The 13230-nt window shown below is 33.4% G+C and carries 12 protein-coding genes; all 12 read right to left on the reverse strand.

Features of this window, described 5'->3' with window-relative positions; all coding sequences use genetic code 11:
• Positions 1-81 precede the first annotated feature (81 nt).
• A complete protein-coding gene (locus tag BTM29_RS02020; protein ID WP_076613908.1) occupies positions 82-1311 on the reverse strand; it encodes a phosphopentomutase in 1230 nt (409 codons plus the stop codon).
• 1 nt (position 1312) lies between these two features.
• Entirely contained in the window at positions 1313-2479 is a 1167-nt protein-coding gene (locus tag BTM29_RS02025) for a YhfX family PLP-dependent enzyme (protein ID WP_076613909.1), read from the reverse strand.
• A complete protein-coding gene (locus BTM29_RS02030) occupies positions 2479-3576 on the reverse strand; it encodes an aminotransferase class I/II-fold pyridoxal phosphate-dependent enzyme (protein ID WP_076613910.1) in 1098 nt (365 codons plus the stop codon). The genes BTM29_RS02025 and BTM29_RS02030 overlap by 1 nt, the downstream gene beginning before the upstream one ends.
• Positions 3569-4453, reverse strand: a complete 885-nt coding sequence (locus BTM29_RS02035) for a phosphotriesterase family protein (RefSeq protein WP_076613911.1) — start codon at positions 4451-4453, stop codon at positions 3569-3571. Before BTM29_RS02035 ends, BTM29_RS02030 begins: the two co-directional genes overlap by 8 nt.
• A gap of 25 nt (positions 4454-4478) precedes the next feature.
• Positions 4479-5771: a YhfT family protein gene (locus tag BTM29_RS02040; protein ID WP_076613912.1), complete on the reverse strand. Its 1293-nt coding sequence runs from the start codon at positions 5769-5771 to the stop codon at positions 4479-4481.
• A gap of 72 nt (positions 5772-5843) precedes the next feature.
• A complete protein-coding gene (locus tag BTM29_RS02045; RefSeq protein WP_076613913.1) occupies positions 5844-6209 on the reverse strand; it encodes a DUF2620 domain-containing protein in 366 nt (121 codons plus the stop codon).
• On the reverse strand, positions 6202-6561 hold the full coding sequence (locus BTM29_RS02050; RefSeq protein ID WP_076613914.1) for a PRD domain-containing protein: 360 nt from the start codon (positions 6559-6561) through the stop codon (positions 6202-6204). The genes BTM29_RS02045 and BTM29_RS02050 overlap by 8 nt, the downstream gene beginning before the upstream one ends.
• A 13-nt stretch (positions 6562-6574) precedes the next feature.
• Positions 6575-7489 (reverse strand): GntR family transcriptional regulator YhfZ, encoded by a 915-nt coding sequence (gene yhfZ, locus BTM29_RS02055; RefSeq protein ID WP_076613915.1) that lies wholly within the window; start codon positions 7487-7489, stop codon positions 6575-6577.
• A gap of 259 nt (positions 7490-7748) precedes the next feature.
• Positions 7749-8552 (reverse strand): MurR/RpiR family transcriptional regulator, encoded by an 804-nt coding sequence (locus BTM29_RS02060; protein WP_076613916.1) that lies wholly within the window; start codon positions 8550-8552, stop codon positions 7749-7751.
• 16 nt (positions 8553-8568) lie between these two features.
• Positions 8569-11190: a glycoside hydrolase family 38 N-terminal domain-containing protein gene (locus tag BTM29_RS02065; protein ID WP_076613917.1), complete on the reverse strand. Its 2622-nt coding sequence runs from the start codon at positions 11188-11190 to the stop codon at positions 8569-8571.
• A gap of 59 nt (positions 11191-11249) precedes the next feature.
• On the reverse strand, positions 11250-11696 hold the full coding sequence (locus tag BTM29_RS02070; protein WP_076613918.1) for a PTS sugar transporter subunit IIA: 447 nt from the start codon (positions 11694-11696) through the stop codon (positions 11250-11252).
• 21 nt (positions 11697-11717) lie between these two features.
• A complete protein-coding gene (locus BTM29_RS02075; protein ID WP_076613919.1) occupies positions 11718-13223 on the reverse strand; it encodes a PTS fructose transporter subunit IIC in 1506 nt (501 codons plus the stop codon).
• Positions 13224-13230: the final 7 nt, after the last annotated feature.

The following is a 13230-nucleotide window of genomic DNA, read 5'->3' on the forward strand; positions in this document are numbered from 1 at the left end:
AATGAGGTTGAAGTATTTTATTTAGTTTTGGGGAATATATCTTATTTCTAATTAAAATCATGAATTATAGGGTTCAAGTGATTATTCATCTAGATCAGTACCATCAATAATTCTATGTAAAAAACTTTTGCCATTTTCTGGTGGTTCAATATCAAAGTATTCTGCACCAGTAGCCCCAACATCGGATAATGTTGATCGATCCCCGACGTACTTATTATGTGTGCCTTCCTTATAAATCATTAATGGTGTACGTTCTCTTGTATGCAAAGTGGAACCTATCGTTGGATCATCCCCATGATCTGCCATAACAATTAAAATATCATCACCTGTATATAAGGGTAGGACTTCATTTAGCTTTTTATCAGCTTTTTCAAGCACATCTGCATAACTCAACGGATCTTCAGCATGACCGGCTAAATCCGTTTCTTGAATATTCATAAACAGTAATCCATTTTTCATATTCTTTGATTGTTCAATAAACTTATCAAACAAATAATTGGTATCAACACCAGGAAATTTTCTATCCGTATTTACATTAATAATATCGGATGTTTTCCCTATCAAAGATACATCAATATTATTTTCATGCAACATAGTCGGTAATTGTACTTTAGGGTCAATTCCGTATCCTAGATGTATAACATGATAATCTTTATTATATACACCGGATTCTGGAGCTGACACACCAACATATTTTCCATGTTCTATTTTACGTGCCTTTAAAATATTTTTAAGATTTACCCCTCGACCTCCAAAGGCAATAACACGTGAAACTTTAACAACACTTCGAACTGAATCACCTAACCTAGTTATCTCATCGAATGACATCTCATCTAAAGCTGCCGTCACGTTATATACTTGACCCGGATCTGCTTCCAAGTTATCACCTATAGTTGCACAATTATTTACTAATAATAATTGATATCCCGGATCGCCATATCTCTCAATTTCAAAACCATCTTTTTTCACTTGATTTTCAATGGTATCAATAACCTCATTAAATGGCTGTAATAATGGCATCTTAGGTTTAGTCCCCATAATTTCTTGGTGGGCCAAATATGAATCTGCACCATGATGCATCAAATTAGAGGTACCCCAGTTTGCAGTATTAGAGAATTTTTTATCTCCTCTTTCTTCACCAATAGAATTCATTAATCCCAATTTTACTAGATTGGGGATTTGGATCTGTGGAACTGCCTTAATAATATTTAAGGCAGTGTTTGAACCAATATCATCTGGACGAACATTAGGAACATCGTCCATTGCACCTACTCCAAAACTATCTAACACAATTATTCCAAATTTACCCATATCATTTAACTCCCTTCGGTAATTCTCTACCTTGACTATCATATAAACCAACCAGTCTTGGATTGCTTGTGTGTAGTCCTCTAACTAATGCAATTGTGCTTCTGGTTACGAACATTTGAGTTCTATATGCCATTACAACTGGTAAACCAGATTTAAATTCTTTATTTAGTTCCAAATAGTAATCAATACTCGAATTATCTAGTGGAAAAACTTCTGCATGCTCAATCTCATTACCATTCTTTACTATTACATTCTTCAAATGACCTCTTCTGTAATATCCGCCACCAAAAACAAAGCTATGGTTTTTAAAACTATGTGATATTTCACTTACATAACAATATGCTGGCTTTTCTGGCAATTTTTTTACAGCATGCATAGGTGTGGTCCCAGTAATGGAATGCCCTGGCTCTCCTTCTGTACCACCCAGTTCCTTAATTAATTTAAGCGATTTAGTAGCGGTTGCTGAGGGTAAACTAACGACAGAACAATTTAGTTCATGCTTATTAAAAATATCCTTAGAAGCCTTTATCGTTGTCATATTAGAGGTCTTCTCATACTCACATTTTTTTTCATCAAAAAGAATAGCGGGAAATGTCGTGATACCGACAATCTCAAGATTCGATAATTGTTTCAATTTCTCTAACTGATTGTCCAATTGCTTCAAAGTAAAACCACCAACTTGACCAGGATATATATCATCTTTATCATCTTGGATTTTTAAAATAATTTTTTGAACTTTATTACTGGATCTTGCAGCCTCATTCAAATCAAAGGCATTTTCATACGAGAATATTGTGAAATACTTAGTTCCGTAATCAATAATCTTTTTGAGTAACATTTTTGGTACCTGTACTAAATGACCAACATTTCCTAATTTCAAATTATTGTTCATAAATACTTCAGCTTCTCTATAATCAACAACGACAGCATTTTCTATCCCCGCTGATTCAATTTCTTTTGCTATTATTGGATTTCTGCCTAATTGTTTTGTCATATAAAGCAATTCGATTCCATACTTTTTTGCTTCGACAACCATTTTTTTTGTGTTTTCACTTATCATGTCTAGATCTATGACATATGTGTCTGGTAATATTTGACCAGTTTTATGTAAATCAAAGGCAAAATCAATTAATTCCGGATTTAATTCTTCAAGTTTTTTTAAAAACATTATCCCACCACCTCATTAATACTACTTTTAAGAATCCGAATTATAGTATCAGCACCACAACGATATGGATTAATTCTTATAGTGGTTTTTAATAGATTGGGATCGTACTCTTTAAATGTTCCTGAAACTCTGTAGAACATTGGTACAATTTCATATTTAGATTCAGCACCCACTGGATTAGGTGCTGCACCAAGAGAACTTGTATATTTCAATACCTCTTCAGCTATTGGTTTTTTAAATTCTACTAATAAAACCTTAGACTGGGCATTGGCAATATATGCATAAGAAATTTCTGATATTTCTTTATTATTAAGTCGTTGAACTAACTCATTAACAACATTTGCTTGATTTGCTAATGCAACCGGAGCATATGTCAATCCACGTAATACATCCAGAGCCTCATGTCCCTGTACCTGTGAACCACCAGAATAATTCTCTTTTTTAAGTAATTCTATTTTCTCCTTATCACCCACAATACATCCGATACCTTCAGGGCCTAATAGCTTAAAGGTTGAAAAGCAGCTTAGATTAGCACCTAATTCGACACCAATTTTTTTTACTTTCATTACTGCATAATTGTCATCTGTAATTATTGGAATATTAGGATACTTATTTTTAAAAAACGAAATAACTTTTTCTATTGAATATGAGTCTTCTGGCTGTTGTCTTGTATATTGAATTAAAATCGCCGAAATATTATTGGGTAATATTTGATTCTCAATATCGTTATAATCTATTTCAATGGTTTTTATTCCCATACTCTCTATTGATACTTTTGTAGTTGGATATACTGGCGCTCTATGAACAAGTACTGTATCTCCAGGATGTAGTACTGAATGAAGTGCCAATCTAATTGCCGCTGTTCCCGATCCTCTAACTAGCATTGCCGCATCTGTTCCAAAAAAACTAGCTAAAATTTCTTCCACTTTCTTTGTATATCTTGGTTGGTTTAACCCAGGAACAACACCTAGATCACCTCGGCTTAGCATTTCATTTCCCATGAAATAGCGTGTCATAATATCAACTAATTTAAATTGTTTTTTTAACGCTTCCTCTATGGATATGCTCTCTAGTGGGTATGTTTTAAATTTAGGCATTAAAATCACCATAGATTCTTTGTGGATTATCTATTAACATCTTATTAATAAATTCTTCTGAAACATTGTTCTTTTTTAATTCGGGAATAAACTTATCTAATAAATATGAATAACCATTACCACCATTTTCTTTGAGATGTGATTTTCTTGTAATATCCATAGACATAACGACTTGGTCCGTATACCCTGCTTTTTCAATATCTTTAAGCATCTTGGTTCTCACTGTATCTGATAAATAGTTATTTTTACCAATTGTGTCAAATTCGACATTTATTCCAGCTTTTAGCATATCGATAACATAGTCAGAGTTTGCGGATAGATCAACATGTCCAATGACAATTTTACTTAAATCAGCTTGTTTTCTAGCAAAATAATTAACTTGTTCATGTCCTAACGTCCCAATAGATGTATGCGTACTAATTGGACATCCAGTTTCCTTCTGAGCAATAACAGCCGCGTTGAATACCTTTTCTTCACCTATGGTCCATTTGTTCTGAGTCGTGGCAATTTCACCAATAACACCGGCTTTTACATTTGTACCCTTAATTCCTTTCTGAATATCCTCTATCATACCTTCTGCCAATTGATTTACTGACAATCTAAAAACTTCAACTGGCAGAAAAGCATCTTGGTAAAACCCTGTAGATTGAACAATATTTATTTTGGATTTCTCAGCCACAGTTTGCGCGTATGGAATATTTCTTCCCATACCTCTATTGCTCATATCAATAACATTCCTTACACCTTTTACATAGAGATCCTTAAATTCTTGAATAACCAATTCTTGGGAATCAAGATGACAGTCCTCATTGTGTTTAACTTCTGACAAATCAATTGGAATATGCTCATGTGAATAAACCATACCAGGTACTAACATTTATAAAATCCTCTTTCTGTTCAAATTAAAATAACATTATTAATCTCAATATATTCAATAAAACTCCCAAAACAATTGCCGCAATTGGCCCAACTGCCATGTCTACTAAAGGTTTCTTGGCTTTCTTATTTAAAAGCCAAAAACCTATTACCCAAAAATATCCCAAATTGGGTGCCATCTTATTACATGCCAATGCAGCACCAATAAGTAATGCTATCGCTATTGTGTCTTGTAACGATGTTCTGATATGTTCTCCCATATCTCTTAATCCAGGGAATTTATCCAATCCTTTAGCAGTAGCTGAAAGAGCTTGAACCTCAATCCACATCCAAACAAATCCAGCTAAAAACGCAAGAATTGGTTGTCCTTTTAATAGCAAACCAATAACAAAGATAATGGTTGTTCCAGCCATACCATAAACGCCAGTTACAATAGCAGTTGAAAATACCAACGGAATAAATCCAATAGCACGTGCAAATGTCGCAATAGCCGCTTCCATAACTTGGTTTTTAACCAATAATTGTTGTGGTAATACATCAACAGCGATTATCAACATACTTGATGAAGCAGTAATCAAACCTCCCATAATGGACAACCAGATCCAATTACTCTTAATTCGACCCACACGTTTTGAAAATACGTTCACCAGTCCAGCGTTTGAATTACCATCACCCTTGATTTGTGCAGCAAAGTAAATCATCGCTATCATTGCAACTAATAAAGACATGCCAATTGCATTCAATGTAACCGTCATACCATCAACTTTGAATGTACCGAATTTTGTGGCTAAAAGATAAGCTAAAAATGTTAGGCCAAAAGTAATCATTCCCTTTTTAGGCCCATGTTGACTTGCAACCGAAAGTGCTGGAAACGCACAAAAAGCTAAAAGGATCGGACCACCTAATAATGAAAGTGCTGGCAAGAAATTAAATGGCAACATCTTAAATAATGAAACGATTGTGGAAAGTCCAAATAACAATCCAATACCATAAATGGCACCAACTACACCTGCCATTGCTGTACCCCATTTAGTATCCGGGGTCCATGTACCAATAATATCTGCTGCAAGCAAAATACTATGTGCAACCAGGATTGTTGATCCAATTGAAACTGGTATACCAAAGCCTATAATCAGTCCAAAACTAACTGCAAAACTAGTAGCTGCTAGTTCCTTCCTGGTTATTTTTCCTTCCAGATATTCGGGCATAATCGGTCTTAATCCATCGTTAAAAACAGCAATACCACGGTTAGCCAAAATAGACCCAACACCTCCAACCGCGGCAATTAATACATAGTTAATCAACGTAGTAACGTTCATTTTTATACCATCCTTTTTTTATTTTCAATATACTGTATAATGTATATTGAAAGATAATTAAATATAAAAAAATTATTTCACTAGATATTTCACTAAAATGGGTAACACTGTGTCTTTTGTATTTATAGTGAATCCAAATGCAACTTTACCTTTACCGTTAATTTCTTCTGCAATTTCTTCCTCAGATAATACCTTGGATGGAGATGCGACTGTAACAGTATGAGTTGATCCTAGTAATGCTGTTGCCATTGCAAGAGCTCCACCTGCACCAGTTTCACAAGCACCAATATAATAATCTGCTTCTCCATTTTTAATTGCCATTGCTGCATCCAAATCATTTTTGATAAAAATATCAACCTCCTTATCACCAATCAATTTTACTAGTGTTTTTTTTATATCATCTTTCCCCATTTGCCCACCAATAACAATTCTAATCATTTTGATTCCTCCTTAATATATTTAAAACATGTAATAGTATATATTGTGTTTCATCTTCATTAAACTTTACTGGTGCTTTAAATTTTAAATCATTCCAGACTGATATGGCAATTTTATACTCTGGTTTACCACTTATTTGTTTCCACATTTCATCTGGCATTCTATCAACAAGTTCATTATCTAGTACCCTACCAATTGCGACCGATAAATGGATCAATAACATTTCATTATCATTACTGTAATAATTTGTTTCAAAATAATCATCAACATCAACTAAAAATTCAAAGGAATCTGAATCTAATTTTCCCATTTCCTTTAAAAGATTTAACTTTTTCTCTGTAGTTTCTTCCATATATATCACCTCCTCAATATTCAGGTAGAATCTCCCCAGATATCACCTCTTTTTGAACAAGAGTGATTTGATTATCATCCGCGTATCTTTGTACAATTTCTTTAATAAACGAATTGTTCTTTTTACAAAGTAATGCTGCACGAGACGACTTATTTACCAAATCGCTATCAATTGAATCGTAAGATACTGGGTAATTCTTTTCCTCCACCTCGTCTCTATTCCAGATAGCAGCGTCAATTTCCCCATTCTCAATTCTTTGTACAATTTGATTGTATGGCGTTTCAATTAATTGGACATTATGATTTTTTACAATTTCTTGTGTCAAAATTTTATAATCTATCGAATGGGAATCCACACCAATACTCATTCCGTCATAAATAAAGTTATTTTTACCTTTTTTATGTACAATTACATGTTCTGAGACATAAGTTTTTTGTGGAAATAAGGATATTAGATCCACATCGTTATTCTTCAATAAATAATCTGCAGTTAATCCAGAAGTAACTATAAAATCATATCGATTACTCTTTAAACCATTTAATCTATTTATTGATCCGTTAACATAGGCTAGATTAAGATTAAGCTTTTTATCTTCAAAGGCCCTATAAAATCCTGTACTGAGTCCTTCATAATACTTGGTATAGGGTAACGGCATAGCACAAACAATATTTCTATCGTCCAAATAATTAAGTAATTTGTCTTGATTTTGATCAACCAAATACGTACCCATATGCCCCTTGGATAATGTCTTAATTGCCCCATCATTTTTTAAAGTTTCCAGAGCACTTTGCATGGTTCCTCGTGAGGTATTTGTTTCCAGACATAATTCATCTACAGTAGGTACTTTATCCCCAATTCCTAATGTAAAAAATTTCTTTGCTAAATAAATCAAAGCAATACCTTTTTTTTGATATTGTGTTTCCTTCATTATTGCATCTCTTTTCCAATATACAGTTTTTAATATATTGCTTTCAACGACATAAGTGTATGCCCTTACATCACTGTTGTCAATATTCTTTTTTTTAATATAATTTTTTATAACACAAAAAGAATATCTATCCTTTCAACATTAATGAATTCATTACAATCCATTTACAAAAAAGAGGTTAGATATTCCTTAATAATTGTACTGTAAAATTGTTATTATTCATAGATGTAAATCACCTAGAAATAATTCGGTATTACTTTTATCTTTTCAATATATTCTCTGACTGTACCCACTTACTGATATTTCCCTTATGTTTTTTCACATATTTAGAATAAATAATATCCAACTGAATGAGCACAGGAATCTGAGGTGAAATATTTCCCAAAGCTTCGTCTGCTGAAAAGTTCGCTGCATAGACTGTTTCCTCACAATAATCAACAATTGGAGAATCCTCATTCGAAGTAATCATTAAAAACTTAGCTCCTTTTGTTCTTCCCACTTTAACAGCTTCCAACATATCCTTGTCCTGACCGCGAAGGGATGCAATTAGTACCAAATCTCCTTTTTGTAAAGAACTAGCCGATAAAGATATAGAGTGTTGGTCACTATAAACCTGTATCACTTTACCAAATCTTGCAAATTTGAATTCAAAATCATTACCAGCAAATGAGTTAAATCCTAATCCCCAAAACATGATAATCCTTGTAGCATCGATAAGATCACAGAAGTTCTCTACTGCTTGACTACGATATGCGGCATCACTTCTCGTGGCCAGAGCATGATAACTAGCGGTAACTGGGGTGGATATATTACTAGCATCCTCAGTTTGATCATTTAAAGAAAGACTATATAAAAAGATCAGTTCTTTGAAGTTATTTAATCCCAATTTCTTACAAAATCTTGTAATTGATGGCGGTGAAACCGAAATTTTTTTTGCTAATTCACTAATACTTAATACTTCTTGTTTACTGATAAAATAATCAGCAATATTTTGTTCTACCGATGTAAAACTATTTCGATGGGATTCAATTAATAAGAATAAGTCGTCAACCTTGTTTTCCATACAGTTACCTTCAATCTTATTTATTAATTTTTATCGTTTTGACCTCACCAGGCTTAAAATCACCACATGAAATATTTTTCATTTTGCCCATGCTTCTTTTTAGTCTTCCAACAAAGTCAGTTTCACTAATAAAATAGAAGTCATTTAATAATACCAAATCATTTCCTCCACATGAATGCTTACTTGGATTATAAACCCTTAAGAGCCATCCTGACTCGTCTTGACTCTCAGTTAAGCTACTAAAAATAAGATTCTTATTTTTAATTTCTAGAAACGGATTACTTTCAATCTGCTTGTCGAGTGGCTGCATTACAAAATACTTCAGAGTATTAGTAAATAAATTTAGATTTTGTTCCTGATAAAACGGCTGACTTATCGCATATATTTGGAAATTCTTCATCATTTCAGCAGGCATGAATCTATCATTTAATTGCAACGCAAATTTAAAATGAAGTTTCTCTATTAATTGACTATCAGGAGTAGGTATATAGGTAAATTGATTACCTGATGCGACACCTGGTCTCCTGATCAAATCTGGTCTACCTAAAAATCCAACAGAACGGAATAACGTAAGTGCAATCTGATTATAATTTTTACCGATAATTTGATACTCTTTATTACCTTTAGCCATAACAGTCCAGCTAGAGTCATCATTATGAACATTTACGTAATGGAGCATAGGGAAAATTGCTGTCGGCTCTTCCTTCCAGCCGAGTTCTTTCCAATCCCTTAAATGAGGATCTACTACTGAACGTCTAATATATCCAAACCCAGTATCTGCATATGAATATTGTGATTCAATATCAGAATTAAAAATTGCACGCATGCGATGATCTTTAACGTCATTCTCAATATCTAGATGAAACTGAATTTGATTATCTCTATCTAGAGTTAATTCTAGTTCATAATTAACGATTCCAGAATTGGTTTTGTTGGCTCTTTCGTCTAAGTCTTTAGGTAAATTCCATTGACCAGTAAGTATCATTTTTTGACCAACTTTACCGTTTTGAACTTTAACTGTGGCATCATTGTAATTCAAATAAATTATATTATCTTTATACGCTGGTGAGTAGTCGTAAGTGTCACCTTCATCTCCGCCATCTTCAAAGATCAAAAGTTTTTCAAATTCTTTATTATTTTTTAAATCCAGTAATGTTAAATCGCCGTTTGAATATTTAATTCTAAGATCACCATTTGAAATTGAATTAGATTCTGTATGGCCTATTACCTCAGCATTACCCATTTTGGGAACTAATTTTAACTTTTTCCACTGCAATGATGGCAACGTTATTTTAGCCTGACAATGAAAAATATAATAGTAATCTGTCTCTTTATACTGAGATTCATCTCTTTTTATCTGGCCATTATATTTCTTCTCAATATCTAAGATATCCACCAATATCTTTTTATCATTATCATATAAATCAAAGTCTTTATTCTTTAATGATACGTTGAATTTTACTATTTTTTCAGTGTTAAAAGGTAGTGTATTAAAAAAGGTTAAATCATTGGGCTCCTTATTCTTTTGAGATTCAGAAATTTTTCTAGTTAAATAATCAACTGCAGAGTACGATAGTTGGTCTGCCTCTTGTAATCGATCCAAAATGATTTTATTAGTTTTATCACTATTACATCCCCCAGCACTATCGTGGGCATGATTTCTTACAATTAATTTCCATATTTTATTTAATAATGATTTTTTATATTCTATTCCCACTCTATCAGCCATGACCATTAAAGGTTCCAGTTGGTAGATCATTCTACGTTCTACTTTGTCATTTAAATACTTTTGATCATATCGTGAAGAATATATAGATCGATGTATTTTGGATACTGAACTATTAATGAACTCACCAGAAACATTATCCAAAGCATTTCTTTTCATATTCATTTTAATGAATAAGGCAGGATAATTACTTTCAAAAAGTTGGATATCTTTATCTTTCAAAGCGTCATTATAGAATTTGATTCTATCTTTTAAATTATAATCAACATATCTTTGATCTCCACCCACTGGCAGGGCAATATCATCAATCGTTGTACCACTAATAACTGTTTTCATCGTGGAGTCTACATTGTCGTCGTCAATTAAACCAACACCAACAAAATATCCATCTTTGATATTCAACGTAGTTACATTTGATCCATCTTCAGAATTCCAAACAAATTCACGATTCCTCGTTTTATCTTCTGACAAACCCCTCCAAAATAATGCATTAGTAATACCCATACCATTATAGATTTTAGGCATATCAGCAGCTTGACCAAAAGAATCAGGTAAATATCCTATTCTTTGACTTCCACCTAATTTATCAGCCATCTCCATCCCTAAGGACAAATTTCTTACAATTGATTCACCGGTAACAATCATCTCATCTGTCTGCGTATACCATGGCCCAATAAATAAACGGCCGTTTCGTACCCACTTAGATAATTCTTCTTTTTTTTCAGGATAGGCATCCAAGTAGTCATCCAAAATACTCATTTGACCATCCAACAGATAATAATCAACAATCTGATCTTCCAGTGCTTTAAAGACTTCATCCATATGATATACAAACTGAATTATTGCCTCATTCCTAGTAAAATACCATTCAAAATCCCAATGTGTATGTTGAATAACATGAATATTTTTCATCGTCTTTTCTCCTCACTATTAAAAAAATGGGAAGACACGTCCTTCCCATTTATCATTTTCTATATACCTTCAATCGTTTCTGTCAAAATTTTGGAATCATTATTTTTTAAAACATTTTCTCTAAATTCATCATCCATTAATTTCCTAGCAATTTTGCTCAACAATTTTAAATGTTCCTTAGCTCCATCTTTAGGAATAGTTAAAAAGAATCCAACTTGAATTGGTTCACCATCTAGTGCTTCCCAATCGATCTTATTATCGAATTTAACTAGGAACAATCCTGGTTCAAGTACACTTTCATCATTACTATGTGGAATTGCTATACCATTCTTAAATCCAGTAGTTGCCTCAATTTCACGAGCCTTCAATCCTTGATAAAAAACTTCATAGCTATTGACATATCCACAATTCTCGATAAATTTTGCAACATTTAAAAATGCTTCATCCTGTGTTTTGCTTTCATGGTCATAAAAGATATGTTCTTGATTAAAAATACTAGTTTCCATCAAAATACCTCATTCTATAAATTATTCAGTTTCAGAACTGTCGAACTGCTCCGCAGCCTCAAGTACCGCATCACTTCTAGTTAGACCTATGATGAGCGCTGTAACAGCAATTCCTGCAGACACACAAAGTATCCATGTAATAAACGGAATTGGTTGTTCGATATATCCAATAAAAGTACCTAAAGGAGAACCGATCCCTCCGTAAAACTTACATCCAGTTGCGGCTACTAATCCACCAGCAACCGCTGATCCTGTGACATTAGCTATAATCATTCTGATTGGATCGGCGGCAACAAACGGAATTGCACCTTCAGTTACACCAACTAACCCCATACCTAATGCGGCACTAGCGGCTGTCTTTTCATCCTTGGAAAACTTCTTCTTCCAAATAATTGTGGCTAACCAAACACCTAAAGGTGCAACTGATATTGCTGCTTGTGAAGCAGTTTGAGGAACGAAGTTAGCATGAGTTGGTCCAAATTTAGCCATGGTATCAGTAAAAACAGCTGTACCAAAAATCAAAGCTGTTTTGTTAACTGGTCCACCTAAATCAAATCCCATCATGGCACCAATAACCGCCCCAAGAACAATAGGAGCACTAGTTGAATTTTCATTTATCCAATTCAACCATGAATACAACCCGTCCATCATTGCAGCTATAGGTTGTCCAATTACATAAAAAACAACTAATGAAATAAATAATGTCGATATAAATGGAATAATCATAATTGGAACAATAGGTTGAATAATCTTAGGCCATTTGACCTTCTTTAACAATTTAACAAAATAACCAACAATGAATGCAACTAGTAGTGCCGAGATAAAACCACCACCTGCTTTTGCATGTAATAAATCAGCATCATTAGCGATATATGCCCCAATCATTGCTGGAGCTATCGCAGGTTTATCAGCTATTGAATTAGCAACAAATCCTGCGAACAAAGGAATCATTAATTTGAATCCAACTTGTCCTACCTGAAATAAATTGGACATCAACATTCCCATTTGCGTATGTGTGTCAAATCCCCATTTAACAATTCTTCCCATATCATCTCTTTGGAAAGCGTATAAATTCGCTATAGTTAAAATTAATCCCGCAGCAATTACCATTGGGATCATATATGAAATACCACTCATTACATGTGTAAAAAATGTGGTCTTTTCTTTATTGTTACCAATTTGAATCTTACCAACTTTGCTACCTTTTTTACCAAAAACAGTTGCTTCTTTTTCAGCTTTTTCAATTAATGCTTTTCCATCATTAATGGCAGCATTTGAATCTGTAACGTACAACCTTTTACCTGTAAATCTGATTGGATCAATTTTTATGTCCGCAGCTACAATAACTAAATCTGCACTACTGATATCTTTTTCCGTTAAAACATTTTCTGCTCCTATGGCACCATTAGTTTCAACTTTAGCTTCATAGCCCATTTCTTTTGCAGCTTTTTCAATTGATTCAGCTGCCATATATGTGTGAGCTATACCAGATGCACACGCGGTTACCGCTATAAGTTTTTTAGACATTTTCATT

Origin of the sequence: Companilactobacillus allii, assembly GCF_001971585.1 — a bacterium.
In the GTDB taxonomy this organism is placed as follows: domain Bacteria; phylum Bacillota; class Bacilli; order Lactobacillales; family Lactobacillaceae; genus Companilactobacillus; species Companilactobacillus allii.

Coding starts and splice junctions, on each gene's coding strand:
- BTM29_RS02040 (WP_076613912.1), bottom strand. CDS start 5,771: ATGAACGTTACTACGTTGATTAACTATGTATTAATTGCCGCGGTTGGA.
- BTM29_RS02065 (WP_076613917.1), bottom strand. CDS start 11,190: ATGAAAAATATTCATGTTATTCAACATACACATTGGGATTTTGAATGG.
- BTM29_RS02050 (WP_076613914.1), bottom strand. CDS start 6,561: ATGGAAGAAACTACAGAGAAAAAGTTAAATCTTTTAAAGGAAATGGGA.
- BTM29_RS02030 (WP_076613910.1), bottom strand. CDS start 3,576: ATGCCTAAATTTAAAACATACCCACTAGAGAGCATATCCATAGAGGAA.
- yhfZ (WP_076613915.1), bottom strand. CDS start 7,489: ATGAAGGAAACACAATATCAAAAAAAAGGTATTGCTTTGATTTATTTA.
- BTM29_RS02020 (WP_076613908.1), bottom strand. CDS start 1,311: ATGGGTAAATTTGGAATAATTGTGTTAGATAGTTTTGGAGTAGGTGCA.
- BTM29_RS02025 (WP_076613909.1), bottom strand. CDS start 2,479: ATGTTTTTAAAAAAACTTGAAGAATTAAATCCGGAATTAATTGATTTT.
- BTM29_RS02075 (WP_076613919.1), bottom strand. CDS start 13,223: ATGTCTAAAAAACTTATAGCGGTAACCGCGTGTGCATCTGGTATAGCT.
- BTM29_RS02060 (WP_076613916.1), bottom strand. CDS start 8,552: ATGGAAAACAAGGTTGACGACTTATTCTTATTAATTGAATCCCATCGA.
- BTM29_RS02035 (WP_076613911.1), bottom strand. CDS start 4,453: ATGTTAGTACCTGGTATGGTTTATTCACATGAGCATATTCCAATTGAT.
- BTM29_RS02045 (WP_076613913.1), bottom strand. CDS start 6,209: ATGATTAGAATTGTTATTGGTGGGCAAATGGGGAAAGATGATATAAAA.
- BTM29_RS02070 (WP_076613918.1), bottom strand. CDS start 11,696: ATGGAAACTAGTATTTTTAATCAAGAACATATCTTTTATGACCATGAA.